The organism is Roseovarius sp. D22-M7 (assembly GCF_037083785.1).
Classification (GTDB): Bacteria; Pseudomonadota; Alphaproteobacteria; order Rhodobacterales; family Rhodobacteraceae; genus Roseovarius.
Window position 1 is genome coordinate 1 of sequence record NZ_JBAPKY010000007.1, and the last position, 19,931, is coordinate 19,931.

A 19,931-nucleotide genomic window follows, 5' to 3' on the forward strand; every position below is an offset into this window, starting at 1 on the left:
ACAGCCGGGATAGGTGGATTTTCCGTGCAACAGCGGCATGATGCTGCGAGCAAGGAGAAGACCATGGCAAGACGACCGCGCCGGAACCACAGCCCCGGCATTCAAGGCGAAAGTGGCGGTTGCCGCGATCAAGGGCGAGAGGACCCTGATCGAGCTGGCGCAGGATTTCGACGTTCATCCCAACCAGATCAAGCAGTGGCGCGACCAGCTGCTCGAAGGTGCGACCGGGGTGTTCGGCGACAGCGTGAAAGCTGAGCCGGAACCGNCGATTTTTTGTCCGGCGCGCTCGGCAAGGCGGGTCTGTTGCCGAGCGCAAGTAAGTGAGCCCGTGAACGCCACTGGTCCGAGGGAACGGGCGAACCGATCCCAGTGCAAGGCTGAGCGTCGTCCGCCAGGCCAAGGTGCTGGGGATCAGCCGGGGCAGCGTCTACTACAAGCCCCGCCCGGTGCCCGACGCCGATCTGAAGCTGATGCACCGGATCGACAAGCTGCATATGGAATTCCCATTCGCGGGCAGCCGCATGCTGCCGGGTCTGCTGGTGCAGGACGGCTTCAAGGTCGGGCGGCTGCACGTCGCCACGCTGATGAAGCGCATGGGCATCGAGGCGCTCTATCGCGAGCCGAACACCTCGAAACCGGCGCCCGGGCACAAGATCTACCCCTATCTGCTGCGGAAACTGCCCGTCACCCGGCCCAACCTGGTCTGGGCGAGCCCCGGTTCCGCACCCGCGGATGACCGGTCTTCAGGCCACGGCAGACGGGAAAACGTCCATCCAAACAGACTTCTTCAGCGGCCTGTTAGTGGATCATCGCAGACCCACCTTGGCACATCGATGCCGTCGCGGGGCGGTCACAAGGCATTGTTGCAGAACTCAGGCGACGGTAATGCGACAACGTTGTGGGCGGATGATGCCGCGGAGAAAAAAGTCTCGGAAATCGGTCTGTCTTCCCGATAGTGGATTTGGTAATTTATCAAACAATAGCAAGGACCTGCCGCGCATCACGCGACAGGTCTGGATGCTCAAAGCTCCCACCGGACGGAATGCGTCAGTGTTGCACGCCGGGGGGCTTTGGTGTTCTCTACGGCAAAAACACGGGAGACACCGATCTTGGCACTCGATCATGACTTCGTGCGGGCGCAATTCCCGGCCTTTGCAGAGCCGTCTCTCGCGGGCCGGGCATTCTTCGAGAACGCCGGCGGCTCGTTCACCTGCGCACCCGTCATCGCCCGGCTGGAGCGGTTCTACCGGCAGCGCAAGGTACAGCCCTACGCGCCCTACGAGGCCAGTCAGATGGCAGGCGCGGAGATGGACGAGGCGCGCACGCGCCTGGCGGCCATCATGGGGGTCGCGACGGAGGAGTTGAGCTTTGGCCCTTCGACCACGCAGAACACCTATGTTCTTGCGCAAGCCTTCCGGCAATGGATGGAACCGGGCGACGCGATCATCGTCACCAACCAGGATCACGAGGCCAATTCCGGGCCCTGGCGGCGCCTCGCCGACGAGGGTTTCGAGCTGCGCGAATGGAAGATCGACCCCGACACCGGCTGTCTTGATCCGGTCGATCTCGAACACCTTCTGGACGAGCGCGTGCGGCTGGTCTGCTTTCCGCATTGCTCGAACGTGGTCGGCGCGATCAACCCGGTGGTCGAGATCACCGCGCTCGCCCATGCCGCCGGGGCCTTCGTCTGTGTCGACGGGGTCAGCTACGCGCCGCACGGCCTGCCCGAGGTGGGGCGCATGGGGCCCGACATCTATCTTTTCTCGGCTTACAAGACCTACGGCCCGCACCAGGGCATCATGGTGATCCGGCGCGAACTGGGTGACCTGCTGCCCAACCAGGCGCATTGGTTCAACGGCGACACGCTTTACAAGCGGTTCACCCCGGCAGGGCCGGATCATGCGCAAATCGCGGCGAGTGCGGGCATCGCCGACTACATCGACGCCTTGGCAGGGCGTCACGGGATCGACGGTGACGCGCGGGCGCGGAGCAAGGGCGTGCACGACCTCATGCGCGCGCATGAAACCGAGTTGCTTCAGCCGCTGCTCGACTTCTTCGCGGATCGCAATTCGGCCCGCCTCATCGGGCCGTCGGACGCAACCCTCCGCGCGCCGACCGTCGCCGTGGCCCTCGACCGCCCGGGTGCCGAGGTCGCTGCGGATCTCGCGCAGCATGGCATCATGGCTGGGGGCGGCGATTTCTATGCAGTGCGCCCGCTGAAGGCCATGGGTGTCGATGTTGACAAAGGCGTTTTGCGCCTCAGTTTCGTGCATTACACGACGCGTGACGAGGTCGACGCGCTTTTGACGGCGCTGGAGGATGTCCTATGATCGGCGCTTCGAAGCCACGTACATGCATCTGAAGGATCAGGGCCGGGGATGACACAGAACGCACCGACCATCTTGTGGTTGCGCCGTGACCTGCGGCTCGACGACCACCCGGCGTTGCGGGCTGCCTGTGCGGAGGGCGGCCCTGCCATCCCGGTCTTCATCCACGACGAGGGGGTCGCCGGGCTTGGCGCCGCCCCGGCATGGCGGCTTGGCCTGTCATTGGCGGACCTGTCGGAAACGCTGGCGTCGAAGGGCAGCCGTCTGATCCTGCGCAAAGGCGATGCGCTGACCACGCTTCTGGAGCTGATCGCCGAGACCGGCGCCCGGAGCGTGCACTGGTCGCGGCTTTACGACCCGCAGTCGATCGAGCGAGACAGAGCGGTCAAGGCGGCGTTGAAAGAGCGCGGCATCACGGCCCATAGCCACAACGCGCATCTTCTGTTCGAGCCGTGGACCGTCGAGACGCAGCAGGGCGGTTTCTACAAGGTCTACACCCCGCTCTGGCGCGCGGTGAAGGATCGCGAGGTGCCCGAACCCGAGGCCGCACCGCCGCGCATCCCGGCCCCTGACGCTTGGCCCGCGAGTGACGATCTGGCGGATTGGGCGCTTGGCACGGCCATGCATCGTGGCGCAGATGTGGTCCGGCCCCATCAATGCGTCGGCGAAACCGCGGCACAAGCGCGGCTCGAGGCCTTTGTTGGCGGCGCGATCCGGGACTACGGCACGGGCCGCGATCTTCCCGCGACGGCCGGTACGTCGAACCTTTCTGAAAACCTGACCCATGGCGAGATCTCGGTGCGCCGGTGCTGGCATGCCGGGCTGCGCGCGCTGCACGACGGCGCGGACGACGCCGAAACATGGCTGAAAGAGCTTGTCTGGCGCGAATTCGCCTATCACCTGACCTATCACACGCCGCGCATCACCACCCGAAACTGGCGCGAGGAATGGGATGCCTTCCCATGGAACGAGGACTCTGCGCGCCCCGAGGTCGTCGCGTGGAAACAGGGACGGACGGGCGTGCCTTTCGTCGATGCCGCGATGCGCGAGATGTACGTTACGGGCCGGATGCACAATCGCGGCCGGATGATCGTGGCCTCGTATCTTACCAAGCACCTGATGACGCATTGGAAGATCGGGCATGACTGGTTCACCGACTGCCTGACCGACTGGGATCCGGCGTCGAACGCGCTTGGCTGGCAATGGGCGGCGGGCTGCGGGCCGGATGCCACACCCTATTTCCGCATCTTCAACCCCGAGACGCAGCTCCGGAAATTCGACCCGGGGCACGACTACATCCATCGCTGGATCGCCGAAGGCACGGACGCCCCGAGCGCTACGGCACTGTCCTATTTCGACGCGATCCCGCACGCATGGGGGCTGTCGCCGCGCGATGCCTATCCCGATCCGGTTGTCGGCCTTCAAGAGGGGCGCAAGCGCGCGCTGGCCGCATATGAAACGCGAGACTTCTGAATGCAGGGCGACGCCGCCCGCGCGCATGTCCGGCCGTCGCAAGGCGGTGTGGACCATGCCGGGAAAAAACAAGGGAATGATCGAATGATCCTGACACAGACACGCGGACAGAAGGACTTGCCGCGCTATTTCGCCCGATGTTTTGCCGTGGCCGGCCAGATCAGTGCCGGGCGGCTCGACATCATCTTGCCCGATGGCCGCACGTTCCGCGCCGAAGGAGCGCAGCCCGGCCCGGTGGCAGAGCTTCGCATCCACGATGTCGAAGTCTTCGCGCGGCTGGTGCGCGAGGGCTACCTGGGGTTCTGCGAGGCATACATGGAAGGCGACTGGTCCACCCCCGACCTGCAGTCCTTCATGGACCTGCTCAACGAGGATGACGGCATCTATAACGGCTACCCGGGCCAGAGGATCGTGCAGCTTTACGAGCGCATCCGCTTCTGGTTCAAGCGCAATTCCAAGGCGCAGGCGCGGCGCAACATCAGCTATCACTACGATCTGGGCAACGATTTCTACCGTCTGTGGCTGGATGACACGATGACCTATTCCAGCGCGCTGTTCAACGAGGGGCGCAACAGCCTGGAGCAGGCGCAGATCGCCAAATACGGCAGCATGGTCGACCAGATGGGCGTGAAGCCGGGTGATCACGTGCTCGAGATCGGCTGCGGCTGGGGTGGCTTCGCCGAATATGCCGCGGGCACGCGTGGCTTGCATGTCACCGGTCTGACGATCAGCGAGGAACAGCTGACATATGCCCAAGAGCGGATCGCCCGCGCCGGGCTGACCGACCGTGTGACGCTGAAACTGCAGGATTACCGCGACGAGCGTGGCACTTATGATGGCGTCGCCAGCATCGAGATGTTCGAGGCCGTGGGCGAGAAATACTGGCCGGTGTTCTTCAACACGCTACGCGACCGTCTGTGCCCCGGGGCGCAGGCGACGCTGCAGATCATCACGGTCGAGGACAGCCGTTGGGAAAGCTACCGCAACGACGTCGATTTCATCCAGAAGTACATCTTTCCGGGAGGCATGCTGCCCAGCCCGAGCGTCCTGCGCGACGAGATCCAGCGCGCAGGGCTGACGGTGGCGCGGTCCATCGAATTCGGCGAAAGCTACAGCGAAACCCTGCGCCGCTGGCACGAAGCCTTCAACCAGAGATGGGACGAGATCGCCGAGATGGGCTTTGACGAGCGGTTTCGCCGGATGTGGAATTTCTATCTCACGTCCTGCGCGGGGGCGTTCAAGGGCGGCAGTTGCGATGTCACGCAGATCACCATAGCCAGGCCCGCCTGAATGCCGGCGGTCGCCCCGCTTTTCCTCTACGGGCCGATGGCGGCCCGCAGTTTCCTGCAGGTGGCGATCGGTGCGGCGGCGGATCGCGCGGCGGAGGCGCTGCTGCCCGATCACCGGCTGTCCGCGCCTGCGGATGCGTTCCCGCTGCCGGGGCTCGCGCAGGGCAGTGCGGGTGTGCATGGCCGGATCATAGAGGACCCCGAGGCGATCAAGCGCCTGATCTATACCGCCGAGGCGTTGCGCCTCGGGCCCTTGCAATCTGTGCGCGTGCATCGCGGCGCGCGCGATCTCGCGGCGTGGGCATTTTCCGGCGCGCACGGCGAACGCAACTGGTTGCCGGAGCGCTGGTCGACGACCTCGCAAAGGACGCTCGACGAGGCGGTGCGCGAGATCGTCGGCGACATGGCGGAGCGTCCTGTCGCGGAGCTTGCCGCGACAAAGGCCATGATCCTGTCGCGCGCCGCGGCCCGTGTCGCGGCACGTGACAGCGCGCCCACCGATCTGCGCAGCAGCTTTCGGGCCGACGCGGTCGAAACCGAGCGCGTCGAGATACCGCATGCGGGGTTTTTCCGCACCCGCTGTTACAGCCTGCGTCACCCGCATTTCGACGGTAACTCAAGCCCGCTTTTGCGCCGCGAGGTGTTCGTCGCCACCGATGCGGCCCTCGTGCTGCCCTATGATCCCGCGCATGACCGCCTCCTTCTGGTCGAACAGTTCCGCATGGGTCCGTACGGGCGCGGTGACCCGCATCCCTGGATGCTGGAACCCGTCGCGGGCCGCATCGACGCCGGCGAGGCACCCGAGGACACCGCCTTTCGCGAATGCCGCGAGGAGGCCGGGCTGGAGCTTCGCGCCCTCGAGCGGATTTCCAGCCATTACTGCACGCCCGGCTATTCGACAGAGGTATTTCACCTCTTCCTCGGGATCTGCGATCTGCCGGATCTCGCGCAGGGGTCCGGCGGGCTTGCGACGGAAAACGAGGATATCCGCACGCATGTCATCGGCTTCGACCGGGCGATGGACCTGCTGCAGACAGGAGAGGCCAATAACGGCCCGCTGATCCTCGCACTGATCTGGCTGCAACGGGAACGCGCGCGTCTGCGCACCATGACATGAGAGCGGCGCGATGCCTTGAGTTCCGCGGGATGACGTCCTAAACCCGAGCGACATCACGCATACGGGGAGCAACGGACATGCGCATCGCACAGGATCTGGCCGCCGCTGTCGGCAACACCCCGTTGCTCAGGCTGCGTCGCGCCAGCGAGGAAACCGGCTGCGAGATCCTCGGGAAATGCGAATTCCTCAACCCGGGACAGTCGGTCAAGGACCGCGCCGCGCTTTACATCATCCGCGACGCCATTTCCCGGGGCGATCTCGAACCTGGGGGCACCATCGTGGAAGGCACGGCCGGCAATACCGGCATCGGTCTTGCGATGGTCGGCGCGTCGCTCGGGTTCAAGACCGTGATCGTCATCCCCGAAACCCAAAGCCAGGAAAAGAAGGACATGCTGCGCCTTTCCGGCGCCGACCTTGTGCAGGTGCCCGCCGCGCCGTACTCGAATCCGAACAATTTCGTGCGCTATTCAGAGCGTCTGGCGCAAGAACTTGCCAAAACCGAACCTCACGGGGCCATATGGGCCAACCAGTTCGACAATGTCGCGAACCGCCAGGCGCATGTCGAGACCACCGGCCCCGAGATCTGGAACCAGACCGGCGGGCAGGTCGACGGTTTCATCTGCGCCGTCGGATCGGGCGGAACGCTGGCCGGGGTGGGCATGGCGCTGCAACCCAAGGGCGTGAAGATGGGCCTCGCCGATCCGATGGGTGCCAAGCTTTACTCCTACTACACCACCGGCGCGCTGGAGAGCGAGGGGTCCTCCATCGCGGAAGGCATCGGGCAGGTGCGGATCACGGCCAATCTCGAGGGCTTCACCCCGGATTTTGCCTGTCAGGTGCCGGATGAAGAGGCGTTGCCGATCGTTTTCGATCTGCTCGAACATGAGGGTCTTTGCATGGGGGCGTCGACGGGCGTGAATGTCGCCGGGGCGATGCGCATGGCGCGCGAAATGGGGCCCGGTCACACGATAGTAACGATCTTGTGTGACTACGGCACGCGGTATCAGTCCAAGTTGTTCAATCCCGAGTTCCTGCGCGAAAAGGGGCTTCCGACGCCCGGTTGGCTGGACCAGGCACCACGTTCGATCCCCGGAGTCTTCGCCGAATGATACGACTGCTTTCGCTTCTGTGCCTTGCGCTGACGCTTGGCCTTGGCATCGTGGCCCCGGTGATCGTCACGCCGGGCGCGCAGGCCCAGCAATCGATGGACGGGCCGGATTACGAGGCATGGGAAGCGTTCACGACCCGTGTCGAAGGCGCCCTCGAAAGCGGCGAGGTCAGTACGCCGATCCTCGAAGACCTCCGGCGGCAACTGGTCGAGTGGCGGCAGCAATTCATCGACGCGCAGGGAACCAATTCGGCGACCATCCGCACGGTCCGAGATCAGCTTCAGGCACTTGGGCCCCCGCCCGAAGACGGCAGCGAACCCTCCGAGATCGCCGCACAGCGCGAGGAACTGAACAGGCGGCTTGCCCGGCTCGAAGCGCCGGTGCGCACCGCCGAGGTTGCTCAGCGCCGTGCCGACGGTCTGATCGCCGCGATCGATGAGGAAATCCGCGCGCGGCAGACCGCAGAGTTCTTGCGGCTCGGGCCGGCGCCGGTGAACCCGCAATCCTGGCCTCGGGCGGTGAGCGCGCTTTACAGCCTGTTCGACAGTATCCGCGCCGAGGCGGTTCAAAGCTGGAAAAGCCCGGTGGGCCACCAGGTGTTGATCGACAACCTGCCCGGCGTGATCGGGCTGTTGCTGCCGGGCCTGTTGCTGTTGACGCGCGGCCGCATCTGGACCGTGCGGTTGATGCGCAGGCTGCGTAAGGAAGAACCGAGCGCGGGACGCTGGATCACCTCTTTTCTGATTTCACTCGGGGAATGGGTGCTGCCCTTCCTCGGTCTCGCCGCGATCGTGCAGGCGGCGCGGATCAGCGGCCTCTCCGGATCGACCGGCGAGCTTGTCTTGACCAATCTTCTGCCCGCCGCGTTCATCTTTTTCCTGACACGCTGGCTGGGACAGCGCCTGTTCCCGCGCGACGAACGACGCGCACCGATATTCAACCTCGATGAACAGTGCTGCTATTCGGGCCGGCTCTACAGTGCGTCGCTGGGTCTGGTGGTCGCCGGGCTCCACCTTGTAAGGTCCGTGTCCGAAGGCGCGCGGTGGGGCGAGCCTTCGACCAACGTGGTGCTCTTTCCGCTCATCGTTCTGAGCGGGCTGTTGTTGTGGCGGCTGTCGAGCCTGTTGAAACAGCACAGCCGCGCCCACGAGGATGATCCCGAGACCGACTCCAAGGTCAGCGACCGGGTCGCGGGCATGTTGTCGCGTCTGCTGGTCGTGCTGGCGGTACTCGGCCCGATCCTTGCAGGCATCGGATACATGAACGCAGCCACGGCGATCATGCTGCCCGCCGCGCTGTCGATCATCCTGCTGGCAGCGATCATGATCGTGCAGCGGTTCCTGTCCGAACTTTACGTCCTGCTCACCGGCAATCGCGCCAACGCCGAAGAATCCCTGGTGCCGGTTTTCGCGAGCTTCTTCCTCGGGGTGCTGTCGCTGCCGGCCTTCGCGCTTATCTGGGGGGCGCGTCCCGCCCAGCTTCGGCAGGTCTGGACCGGCATCATAGAGGGGGTGACCATCGGCGGCACCACGATCTCGCCAATGATCTTCCTGACCCTCGCCGTGGTCTTCGCGCTTGGCCTGCTGATCACGCGGCTCGTACAGGGGACGCTCCGGACCACGATCCTGCCCAAGACCAAGCTCGACACCGGGGGGCGCAACGCGATCGTGTCGGGCGTCGGTTATGTCGGGATCCTTCTCGCGGTGCTGATCTCGATCACCAGCGCGGGCATCGATCTCAGCTCGCTCGCCATCGTCGCCGGTGCCTTGTCGGTCGGTATCGGTTTCGGTTTGCAGAACATCGTGTCGAACTTCGTGGCCGGTATCATCCTGCTGATCGAACGCCCGATCTCCGAGGGTGACTGGATCGAGGTCGGCGGGCAACACGGCTATGTCAAGGCGATCTCGGTGCGCTCCACCCGGATCGAGACCTTCGACCGCACCGACGTGATCGTGCCGAATGCCGATTTCGTCAGCGGCACCGTGACCAACTTCACGCGTGGCAATACCGTGGGCCGGGTCATCGTGCCCGTGGGCGTGGCTTACGGCAGTGATGCCCGCAAGGTCGAGGCCATCCTGCGTGAGATCGCCGAAGACCATCCCCTCGTGCTGATGAACCCGCCGCCGACCATCCTGTTCCGGGGCTTTGGCGACAGCACGTTCAACTTCGAGATCCGTGCGATCCTGCGCGACGTCAACTGGATCATGGACGTGCATTCCGAGATGAACTTCAACATCGCCCGGCGCTTTGCCGAAGAAGGTATCGAGATTCCCTTCCCGCAGCAGGAACTCTGGATCCGCAAAGAGGCCGCGCCTACCGGTCAGATGGCAGATCGGTCGAAGGCGTCGGTTCAGGGCGCGCGCAACCAGATGCCCGCGCAGAAAACCGAAGCCGATTTCGACGTGGACGCGGACGCTGATGGTGGCGGGGACGGGGGCGGAAGGTAAAATTCCCGCTCTTTCTCGCAGATCACTGCCGTGCCGATGCGCCGGCGCGTCACCGCGCACAGCCGTGGTCTGCTACCTCGAGATCGTCGACATCGTGCCGGAGGCACGTCTGGAACACGACGCCAAACCAGCCTTCTACGGCCCCGAAGCCGTGCTGGCCTATCTGAAATGTTACACATACCGGGTGATCCATCGCCGAACATCCATCACAGAACAGCATCGGCCGCGCCCAGCGGGCCCGGTCCAAGCCGGATTTGCATGTCTCGCTCTGGCACGACACGACAGTCGCGCCGGAACCCAGAGTGTTGTCAGCACCGCTCACACTCCTTGCAGCGATTTCGGTGACGCGGCCGACTTCAATCGCACCGTTTAGGCAGTCGTCGCCACACCATCGACGCAGTTTCCCCGTAGCCCGCTTCAGGACCCGCGCGGCCGCCACCTTGGAGGTTTTCCAACGCGGCTTGAAGTCGCGCGATCGCGCAGCGTTCCGCCGCGACCTGCATCGGAAATCCGTCACCGTGTCGGGTGGCGGCGCGTGGGGTGCATCCCGTACGGTGATTGTTGCTTGACGTCGTTAAAACCCCCTTTAGGACTAGGACTTTGGCGACCACGCGCTCGACCGTTCGCCGGACGTGCTGAACACAAGGCGGGAATGATGTCGTTCTCCAAGAGAAAAGGGCAGAGGTACATGCAGTTTCTGCGACCGGTCGCGAGCCTTCTGGTCTTTCTTTCCATCTCCCTCGGCACGGCCCAGGCCCAGGAAAATGCCGGAAGTTCCGCGGACGCGCCCGGCCCGGCGTCGAGCGTCGATCTGTTGCTCGAGGTCATCGAGGACGACGCGGCGCGGACCGAGTTGATCGAGCGGTTGCGCGCCCGCGACTCCGCGCCCGCCGAGGCGTCGGACGAGGTGATCCCCGATGCGCTGACAGCCGACACCGCATCGGCCGAGGACATGTCCTTCGTGCGTCAGGTCGCGCTCTTCACGCAACAGGCCGCGGAGGACGTCGTGGCTTTTGGTGCGCGCTTCTGGGATCAGCTGATGCGCGCCCCGGAGGTGCTCGAAGGGCTCAGCGGCGGCGAGATCGGGGTGCTTGTCGATACGCTCTGGGATCTGGCGCTGGTGATCGCGGGCACGCTTGCAGTGTTCCTCGTCCTGCGATGGTTCGGCAAGTCGGTTTACGCGAACATGAGCGTCTCGGCGCGCGAGGGCGGCGTGGTGCGAACGGCGACGCTGTTCGTCGCCTCGGCCCTGATCGATGCGGTCATCGTCATCCTTGCCTGGGGCGCGGGCTATGCGCTCGCCGTTCTCGCGCTCGGGGACTTCGGACAGATCGGCATCCGCCAGACCCTCTACCTCAATGCCTTCCTTCTGGTGGAAATGGCCAAGGTCGCGGTGCGGCTTGTGCTGTCGCCATCGGCCACATCGCTGCGGCCCTTGCCGATCGGAGACCGCGCGGCGTCCTATCTTGCGTCGCGGATCAACCTGATCGTCGGGGTCGTGGGGTATGGCCAGCTATTGATCGTGCCCATCATCAACAGCAACATATCCTCGGCGGCCGGGCTTGCCGTGTCTGTCCTGATCGCTGTCGCCGTGCTGGGCTTCGCGATCTGGCTTGTGCTGAGCAACCGCAAACTGGTCACCGACTGGTTGCTCGGTGCGCCATCGGTAGAAACCGACGAGGCACTGGTGGCACGGGACGGCCCGGCACCCGAGCCGCAGGACCGGGGTCGTCGGTCCCGTGGTACGCTGGGATTCCTCGCGCGGCGCTGGCACTGGCCCGCCCTGGCTTATCTGCTGGCGATGTTCGTCATCGTCGTGCTGCGACCAGGGGATGCGATGTTTCAGACCTTCCTCGCTTCGGGACAGGTGCTGGTCGTCGGGTTGCTCGGCTTTGCCGCGTCGGGCTTCATCAGCCGCGCCCTGGTCAAGGGCGTGATCCTGCCCCCCGGCGTCTCGGGTCGCGTGCCCTTGCTGCAGGGGCGCCTCAACGCGTTCGTGCCCAAGGTGCTGATCGTCCTGCGCGGCGTGATCTTCCTCGCGGTCGTGCTGCTGGCGCTCAACGCCATCGGCCTGATCGACCTGCGGGCTTGGATGGTCAGTCAGTTCGGTCTGCGGCTGACCGGCATGATCCTGTCGGTCTCGCTGGTTCTGCTGGTGTCGTTCGGGATCTGGCTAGCGCTGACATCGTGGGTGGATTACCGCCTCAATCCCGAGTTCGGCAAGGTGGCGACCGCGCGCGAACAGACGCTTCTGACGCTTCTGCGCAATGCCGCGACGATCGCGCTGGTGGTCATCACGCTGATGTTCGTGCTGTCCGAGATCGGGCTCGACATCGGGCCGCTTCTGGCCTCTGCGGGTGTGTTGGGCCTGGCCATCGGTTTCGGCGCGCAAAAGATGGTGCAGGACATCATCACCGGCATCTTCATCCAGTTCGAGAATGCGATGAACGTGGGCGACGTCGTCACCGTCGGCGGCGTGACCGGGACGGTGGAAAGACTGACGATCCGCTCTGTCAGCCTGCGCGACCTGCAGGGCGTGTTCCACATCATCCCCTTCTCGTCGGTCGACATGGTGTCGAACTACATGAGGGATTACGGGTACTTCGTCTGCGACATGGGCGTGGCCTACCGTGAGGATATTGAAGAGGCGAAACAGGCGATGCTGGATGCCTTCGCGGAACTGAAGGGCGATCCCGCACAGGCCGACGGCATTCTCGACGAGATCGAGTGGTTCGGCGTGAACAGCTTCGGTGACAGCGCGGTGATGCTGCGCGCCCGGATCAAATGCGTCCCGGGACGGCAATGGGGCATCGGCCGGGCCTATAACGGCGTGCTCAAGAAGGTGTTCGATGCGCGCAACATCGAGATACCGTTTCCGCACCAGACGATCTATTTCGGCGAATCCAAGGCCGGCGAAACGCAAAGCGTCAAGGTGGATATCGAGAAGCCGACCGCGACCGCATGAGGACGTACCGGACCGCTGTCCGGTCTCTCACCTCAAAGCTTGCGGATCTTGAGCTTGGTGATCCGATTGTCCTTGCGGGCGACCACCTGGAAGCGGAAGCCGTGGAAGATGAACACCTGGTCCACGGCCGGGATCATCTGCGCCTCGTGGATCACCAGACCCGCCACGGTGTTGGCCGCCTCGTCCGGCAGGGTCCAGTCGGTCGCGCGGTTGAGATCGCGGATCGTCATCGCCCCGTCCACGAGGAACTGGTTGTCCTCGGCCTTGCGGATGGGGTGTTCGCCGTCGGGATCGAACTCGTCGGTGATCTCGCCGACGATCTCCTCGAGGATATCCTCCAGCGTGATCAGCCCCTCAAGCGTGCCGTATTCGTCCACGACAAGCGCGAAATGGCTGCGCATCCGCAGGAATTGCCGCATCTGGTCGTCGAGCGTTGTCGTCTCGGGCACGAAATACGGCTCTCGGGCGATGCTGCACACGTCGAATTCGCGCAGCTCCGCCGCGCCGCCCTCGGCGCCGGTGGCAAGCGCGTGCATGGCCCGCAACAGATCCTTGGCGTGCACGATGCCGATCACGTTGTCGGGATCGTCGCGATAGATTGGCAGCCGCGTGTGGTTGCTCTTGAGACACTGATCGAGGATCTCCTCGGGCTCGGCCGCCGCGTCGATCATCTCGATCTGCGACCGGTGGAGCATGATCTCCTCGACCGCGCGTTCCCCCAGATCCAGGGCGCCCAGCACACGGTCGCGGTCCTCCTTCTCGACCACGCCTTCCGACTGTCCCAGGAAAAGCGCGCCGGCGATCTCGTCGCGCACGGCAAGGATATGGCTGTCGGGATCAGTCTGGACACCGACGCAGCGCAGGATCATCCGCACGAACCAGCGCACCGCGGCGACGACCGGATCGAAAACCTTGATGACGATCCGGATCACCGGCGCGACGAACGAAGCGGCGGTCTCGGCATTGGTGATCGCGTAGGTCTTGGGCAGCACCTCGGCGAAGATGAGCACCAGCATCGTCATCACCAGCGTGGCCAGGGCGACCCCGCTTTCGCCGAAAAGCCGCGTGAAAAGCGCGGTCGCAAGCGACGCGGCCAGGATGTTGACAAGGTTGTTGCCCAAAAGAACCGACCCGATCAGGCGTTCGTTGTCCTCGGTGATCTTCAGCGCGACCGTCGCCCCCTTCGATCCCTTGTCGGATTGCGTCCGCAGCTTGCCGCGTGATGCAGCGGTCAGTGCGGTCTCGCTCCCCGAGAAGAAGCCCGACAGGACCAGCAGTGCGAGGATCGAAACCGTGATGATCCAGAAGGTCAGGTCGAAGGTGGCCGGAATCGCGTCCATGTCGTGTCAACCTCTTTCGAATGGGCGGGTTATGACGATTGCGCGGCGCGCATTCAAGACGGTGCGGATCAGGTGCTGTCTTCCGAAGACGGTTTTGCAGGGGTTTCCCGCCGAGCCGCGGTTGCCAACGGATGGTGCTGTTGCACCAGCGCCGTCAGGCGGGCGTCGAGCACATGGGTATAGATCTCGGTCGTGGCGATATCGGCATGACCAAGGAGCGTCTGGATCACCCGCAGATCGGCGCCGTGCGCCAGAAGATGCGTCGCGAAGGCATGCCGCAGAGTGTGCGGCGTGACCCGTCCCGGATCGACACCGGCCTCGAGGGATATCGTCTTGATGAGTTGATAGAACCTGTGCCGCGTCAGGTGCCCGGCCGCGCCGGTCGAGGGAAAGAGATACGCAGAGGGCGCTTGCCCCTTCTCGCGCGCCAGATCCTGCCCGGCATCGCGCTGCGCCAGCCAGACCCCGAGCGCCACGCGCGCCGGCGGCGACAGCGGGACCATGCGTTCCTTGCCCCCCTTGCCGCGCACCAGCAGCATCTCGGGATCGCCCCGCGCCGCCGCGACGGGCAGCGAGACCAGTTCGCTCACCCGCATTCCGGTCGCGTAAAGCAGCGCCATGAGGCAGCCGTTGCGGCACCTGTCGGCGGTGGTGCGCCCAACCCTCGGGGCCGCCTCCAGCAGGCGGTTGACCTCGTCCTCGCCGAGGGTTTTCGGCAGCCGCTGCGCACGGCCGGGGCCCATGATGTCGATGGCGGGATTGTCGGTGCGCAGCCGTTCCTCGAAGGCGAAGCGGTAAAGCTGCCGGATCGCCGAGAGCCGGCGCGCACGCGTCGCCTGCGCAAGCCCCTGGGCCGCGCAGGCGACGAGGTAGGCTTCGACATCGCGCCGCGTCGCCGTCTCGACATCACAGGTTTTGGCCGAAAGCCAGCTTTCGAAGTCCCGCAGATCGCGGTCATACGCCAAAAGCGTGTTGTTCGCCGCGCCGACTTCGGCCGATTGTGCCTCGAGAAACGTGGAAATCCAATGGATGGCTCGGCTCACCTCATGTCCTCCAACAAGGTGATCTGGAGCGACGCGCGGCGCGCCGTTTCCTCCAGCCCGATCGCGCGCAGGGTGGCAAGGGCGGCGCCGAGGCCGTCCCGTGTCGCCTCGGCATGGGCATCGAGCTGCGTTGCGGCATTCAGAATGGCTTCGCCCAGACGGTCCGCGTCGAGCAGCGGCTGGTGTTCCGGGGCCGGACCCGTGCGTGCAAACCCGTCGGCGATGGCCGTTTCCGTTGCGGTTGTCGCCTTGTCGGCCGAAGGGGCGCCCTGTGCCAGCCCGACGGCGAAACGCTGACGCGGCGTGGCGGGGTCCAGGGTTCGCGCTGCGGTCTCGTAAAGCGGCGAAAGCAGCGCGATCTCGAGGACCAGCGCACGGGCCCGGTCGGGCAACGTCATGCGCAGCAAACGCTCAGCGAACAGATCGGCCATGACGGTTTCAAGCTGCATCTCTCGCGCGGCGGACCACATGGCGGGCAGGGCGTCGGCGACCGCGTCGGGGGCGTCCGCGGTCAGGGCGCTGTCCAGTGCCTGCACGGCGGCGGCGCGATCCCAGACCCCGCCCGACGCCGCGGGCTCGCGCGCCGTGTAAAGGCCCAGAAGCCGCGAGCTGGCCAGCGCCCCGGTCCGGGCGAGCCGTTCGGCGGCCTCGATCTCGGCCTTCCACCCGGCGGTGCCGCGCAGGTCGGCCATGGCGAAGGCGCGCGGCAGGTTGCGCGTGGACAGGGCGGCGCCGACCGCCTCGAAGAGGCGGAATTGCAGGACAGTGACGTCCTCGCGCGGTGGTGGCGGGTCGATCGTCTCGATCAGCTCGGGATCAAGAAACAGGGCAAGCAGGGTCGCATCCGGTTCTCCGAGCGCGCCGAGCGCCGTCGCGCCGTGATAGGTCAGGACCGCGGTGTTCCAGTCACCGGTCCTTGCAGTGCAGAAGATCCGTGCGCTCAAGCTCTTGGTCAGGCTTGGTTTATTGGCAAGTGCCTCGCAGGCGCGATCCTCGGTCCCGTTGAGCAGCGACAGCTCGAGCCATTGATCGAAAAGCCGTGGCACCGCGCCACCCGCACGTTCAACGAGCGCAAGCGCCGGCTCGACCGCACCGAAGCGCCGCAAGGTTTCGATCCGCGCCGACAGGAAACCCGCCGCCCGTCCCGCGTCGGCGGGCGCGTCCGCCTCGGCCAGGAGAAGCGTGTAGTAAAGCGCCTGCACGGCGGGCAGGGGCATGTCGGGCAGGGATTCCAGGTGACGGATCAGGGCCGGGGTCGGGCTGGCCTGCCAAAGCGTGGCGGGCAGGCCGGTGGTCGCGCCGGTCAGCAGGCCGACCGCGTCGGCACGCGGCGCCTCGAGCGGGGTCACGGTGACGTCGGGCCGGGTGATGGCATCGGCGGCCGGCGGTTCCGACGGGATGCTGCCATACGGGGCGGGCAGTGCGACCGTCTCGATCTCGTCGAGCCAGTCGATGGCCGAGAGCGGTTCCTGCGCGGCGGCGGCGGCCGCCCAGAACATGACGAAACAGGCGGCGCTACTGTGTTTCAAGTATGACACTGTCGCGAATCTCGGTCTGGGGGGGCGAGAAATCGGCCCCGAAGAACGGCCCGACATAGGCATAGACGACGAGGGCTGCGAAACCCAGAATAGCGAGTATTAACAGCCATTTGATCAGTCGAAACATGGATACCTCTGGCGGCGGGATACGGCCCTTTGCCGAGTTATAACTGGCCTTTTGCGCAAGATCACGTCATTGAGTGAAAAACTTCGCAATAAGGCAGGGGAGCGCCGCAGGTGTCGCGTTCGGGTGTGTTGAAACTTAAGAAGACCGTGGTTCTGGTCGGCATGATGGGCGCGGGCAAGACGGCCGTGGGCAAGGCGCTTGCGGCGCGGCTGAGTGTGCCGTTCCTCGATTCCGACGCCGAGATCGAGAAGGCCGCCAACATGACGATTGCCGAGATTTTTCAAAGGGATGGAGAGCGCTTCTTCCGTGCCCGCGAAAGCGAGGTGATCGACCGCCTGCTTGACGGCCCGGTTGGTATCCTGTCGACCGGCGGGGGTGCGTTCCTGTCCGAGATCAATCGCGAGACGATCTCCGCGAAGGGCGTTTCGGTCTGGCTGGATGCCGATCTGAATCTGCTGTGGTCTCGCGTAAAAGGCAAGTCTACCAGACCCTTGCTGCGCACAGCTCAACCATACGAGACGCTGCGCGAGATCTTCGATGCACGGGTGCCGATCTATGCGCTGGCGGATCTGAGCGTGCGCGCGGATGCGCGGTATTCGATCGACGACATGGCCGGGCGCGTGCAGGCGGCGCTGGCGACGCGCGGCGATGTGCTGGAAGGGGGCTAAATGACTGAAATCGTTCATGTCGGGCTGGAAGGCCGCGCCTATGACATCCATATCGGCGCAGGTCTGCTGGACCGGGCCGGGGACCTGATCGGGCCGCTTCTGCATCGGCCGCGGGTGGCGATCGTCACCGACGAGACGGTCGCGGAGCTGCATCTCGACATGCTGTGCGAGGGGCTGGACCGCAGCGGAATCGCGCGCGTCGCGATGGCGCTGCCAGCGGGTGAAGCGACCAAATCCTGGCCGCATTTCGAGCGCGTAGTCGAATGGCTTCTGGAGCAGAAAATCGAGCGAAACGATGTGGTTATCGCCCTCGGGGGCGGCGTGATCGGCGATCTCGTGGGCTTTGCCGCCGCCGTGCTGCGGCGCGGCGTGCGCTTTGTCCAGGTGCCGACCAGTCTGTTGGCGCAGGTCGACAGTTCGGTGGGCGGCAAGACCGGGATCAATGCGCCGCAGGGCAAGAACCTGATCGGGGCGTTTCATCAGCCGAGCCTTGTTCTGGCCGATACCGCCGTGCTGGATACGCTGACCGAGCGCGATTACCTCGCCGGTTACGGCGAGGTGGTGAAATACGGGCTGCTAGGGGATTATGATTATTTCCAATGGCTTGAGGAATACGCCTCATGTGCCGCAGCGGGGGACATGGACGCCCGCAACCACATCGTGAAGCGCGCGGTCGAGATGAAGGCCGAGATCGTGATGCGCGACGAGACCGAGCAGGGGGATCGGGCCTTGCTGAACCTTGGTCATACATTTTGTCATGCGCTGGAGGCTGCGACACATTATGATGGGTCGCGCCTGCTGCATGGCGAGGGTGTGGCGATCGGCTGCGCGCTGGCCTTCGATCTGTCGGCGCGGCTTGGGCTGTGCCCGCAAGAGGATCCGACCCGCGTGCGCGCGCATCTGCGTGACATGAAGATGAAGGCGGAGCTGGTTAATATTTATGGAGAATTGCCGGACGTCGACGGGCTGATCGGCCTGATGGCGCAGGACAAGAAGGTGCAGGACGGCAAGCTGCGCTTCATCCTCGCGCGCGGGATCGGCGAGGCGTTCATCACCTCGGACGTGCCGCCCGATGCGGTGCGCGCCGTGCTGGCAGACGCCCTGGCCGCGCGCGGCTGAGCGTACAGGATGTACACTTCGTACGCGCGTTGCGTACGCAATTCACGCGCGGCGCGCCGTCAGTCGCCGAGTTTCACCAGCGCGTGGCGTTTCCGGCCTGCCGACAGCTTGATCGTGCCGCCCTGTGACCCGGCGTCGATGATCAGCCCGGGATCGGTCAGCGGGGTGTCGTCGAGCCGCGCGCCGTTCTCGGCGATCAGGCGCTTGGCCTCCTTGCCCGATTTTGCCAGACCCGACCGAACGATCAGCTGCACGATCGAGATGCCATCGGCGAGTTCGGTCCCGGTGACGGTGACGGTGGGCAGGTCGTCGCCCACGCCGCCCTTCTCGAACACCTCGCGGGCGGTGGCCTCGGCGGCCTCGGCCGCGTCGGAGCCGTGCAGAAGTGTGGTCACCGCATTGGCGAGGATGATCTTGGCCTCGTTGATCTCGGATCCCTGCAGCGCGCCGAGGCGCTCGCACTCGTCGACCGGCAGTTCGGTGTAGAGCTTCAGGAAGCGGCCGGTATCGGCATCGGTGGTGTTGCGCCAGAATTGCCAGAATTCGTAGGGCGACAGCATCTCGGGGTCGAGCCACATCGCGCCGCCCGCCGACTTGCCCATCTTGCGCCCGTCCGAGGTGGTCAGCAGTGGCGAGGTCAGCCCGTAGACCTGGGTGTCGATCACCCGGCGCGTCAGGTCGATGCCGTTCACGATATTGCCCCACTGGTCGGAGCCGCCCATCTGCAACGTGCAGCCATGGCGGCGATTGAGTTCCAGAAAGTCGTAGGCCTGCAGGATCATGTAGTTGAATTCGAGAAACGACAGCGACTGGTCGCGGTCGAGCCGGGATTTCACCGACTCGAACGAAAGCATCCGGTTGACCGAGAAATGCCGCCCGATGTCGCGCAGGAATGCGAGGTAGTTCAGCCCGTCGAGCCATTCGGCATTGTCGAGCATCAGCGCGTCCGTCGGCCCGTCGCCGTAAGCGAGGTAGCGCGCGAAGACGCGTTTCATGGCCGCGATGTTCTCGTCGATCTGGGCGTTGGTCAGCAGCGGGCGCTCGTCGGCGCGAAAGCTGGGATCGCCGACCTTGGTGGTGCCGCCGCCCATCAGGGTGATCGGCTTGTGCCCGCATTTCTGCAGCCAGCGCAGCATCATCACGTTCAGCAGGTGCCCGACATGCAGCGATTTCGCGGTCGCGTCATAGCCGATATAGGCGGTGACCGGGCCGTTGCCGAGAGCCTCGTCCAGCCCCTGGTAATCCGTGCAATCCGAAAGATAGCCGCGTTCCATCATCACGGACATGAATTCGGATCTGGGGTGGTATGTCATGAGGCTTGTCCCGGCTTGATTTGCGCGGCATGTATATGCAGTTGGCGGGAAAAGGA

The 19,931-nt window shown here is 64.9% G+C and carries 14 protein-coding genes and 1 pseudogene; 10 read left to right on the top strand and 5 right to left on the bottom strand.

Features of this window, described 5'->3' with window-relative positions; genetic code table 11:
- Window positions 1–63: 63 nt before the first annotated feature.
- From V8324_RS04785 to V8324_RS04820, 8 genes and pseudogenes are all read left to right on the top strand, one after another.
- Window positions 64–710, top strand: a pseudogene (locus V8324_RS04785) (transposase); the annotation flags it as partial.
- A gap of 399 nt (window positions 711–1,109) precedes the next feature.
- A complete protein-coding gene (locus tag V8324_RS04790; protein ID WP_336418784.1) occupies window positions 1,110–2,330 on the top strand; it encodes an aminotransferase class V-fold PLP-dependent enzyme in 1,221 nt (406 codons plus the stop codon).
- 48 nt (window positions 2,331–2,378) lie between these two features.
- Complete coding sequence (locus V8324_RS04795; protein WP_336418785.1) at window positions 2,379–3,800, top strand: cryptochrome/photolyase family protein; 1,422 nt, start codon at window positions 2,379–2,381, stop codon at window positions 3,798–3,800.
- 84 nt (window positions 3,801–3,884) lie between these two features.
- On the top strand, window positions 3,885–5,090 hold the full coding sequence (locus tag V8324_RS04800) for a cyclopropane-fatty-acyl-phospholipid synthase family protein (protein ID WP_336418786.1): 1,206 nt from the start codon (window positions 3,885–3,887) through the stop codon (window positions 5,088–5,090).
- Window positions 5,091–6,206: an NUDIX domain-containing protein gene (locus V8324_RS04805; RefSeq protein WP_336418787.1), complete on the top strand. Its 1,116-nt coding sequence runs from the start codon at window positions 5,091–5,093 to the stop codon at window positions 6,204–6,206. It abuts the gene before it with no gap.
- Window positions 6,207–6,283: 77 nt separating this feature from the next.
- Window positions 6,284–7,315, top strand: a complete 1,032-nt coding sequence (locus V8324_RS04810; protein ID WP_336418788.1) for a cysteine synthase A — start codon at window positions 6,284–6,286, stop codon at window positions 7,313–7,315.
- A complete protein-coding gene (locus V8324_RS04815; protein WP_336418789.1) occupies window positions 7,312–9,762 on the top strand; it encodes a DUF3772 domain-containing protein in 2,451 nt (816 codons plus the stop codon). Before V8324_RS04810 ends, V8324_RS04815 begins: the two co-directional genes overlap by 4 nt.
- Window positions 9,763–10,450: 688 nt before the next feature.
- The gene (locus V8324_RS04820) at window positions 10,451–12,727 is read left to right on the top strand and encodes a mechanosensitive ion channel domain-containing protein (RefSeq protein ID WP_336418790.1); all 2,277 of its coding nucleotides are present in this window, start codon (window positions 10,451–10,453) and stop codon (window positions 12,725–12,727) included.
- A gap of 32 nt (window positions 12,728–12,759) precedes the next feature.
- On the opposite strand, the gene V8324_RS04825 is transcribed toward V8324_RS04820, so the two are convergent.
- The 4 genes from V8324_RS04825 to V8324_RS04840 all read right to left on the bottom strand — a co-directional run bounded on the left by V8324_RS04825 (window position 12,760) and on the right by V8324_RS04840 (window position 16,775).
- Window positions 12,760–14,067 (bottom strand): HlyC/CorC family transporter, encoded by a 1,308-nt coding sequence (locus V8324_RS04825; RefSeq protein WP_336418791.1) that lies wholly within the window; start codon window positions 14,065–14,067, stop codon window positions 12,760–12,762.
- 68 nt (window positions 14,068–14,135) lie between these two features.
- Entirely contained in the window at window positions 14,136–15,110 is a 975-nt protein-coding gene (locus tag V8324_RS04830) for a site-specific tyrosine recombinase XerD (protein ID WP_336418792.1), read from the bottom strand.
- On the bottom strand, window positions 15,107–16,639 hold the full coding sequence (locus tag V8324_RS04835; RefSeq protein ID WP_336418793.1) for a hypothetical protein: 1,533 nt from the start codon (window positions 16,637–16,639) through the stop codon (window positions 15,107–15,109). The genes V8324_RS04830 and V8324_RS04835 overlap by 4 nt, the downstream gene beginning before the upstream one ends.
- Window positions 16,626–16,775, bottom strand: a complete 150-nt coding sequence (locus tag V8324_RS04840; RefSeq protein ID WP_336418794.1) for a hypothetical protein — start codon at window positions 16,773–16,775, stop codon at window positions 16,626–16,628. Before V8324_RS04840 ends, V8324_RS04835 begins: the two co-directional genes overlap by 14 nt.
- A 161-nt stretch (window positions 16,776–16,936) precedes the next feature.
- Here V8324_RS04840 and V8324_RS04845 point away from each other — a divergent pair, with 161 nt between their 5' ends.
- Together V8324_RS04845 and aroB are read left to right on the top strand one after the other, a co-directional pair.
- Window positions 16,937–17,443 (top strand): shikimate kinase, encoded by a 507-nt coding sequence (locus tag V8324_RS04845; protein ID WP_336418879.1) that lies wholly within the window; start codon window positions 16,937–16,939, stop codon window positions 17,441–17,443.
- Window positions 17,444–18,562: a 3-dehydroquinate synthase gene (gene aroB, locus V8324_RS04850; RefSeq protein ID WP_336418795.1), complete on the top strand. Its 1,119-nt coding sequence runs from the start codon at window positions 17,444–17,446 to the stop codon at window positions 18,560–18,562.
- 59 nt (window positions 18,563–18,621) lie between these two features.
- Here aroB and tyrS read toward each other — a convergent pair whose 3' ends face one another.
- Window positions 18,622–19,875, bottom strand: a complete 1,254-nt coding sequence (tyrS, locus tag V8324_RS04855; RefSeq protein ID WP_336418796.1) for a tyrosine--tRNA ligase — start codon at window positions 19,873–19,875, stop codon at window positions 18,622–18,624.
- Window positions 19,876–19,931 lie beyond the last annotated feature (56 nt).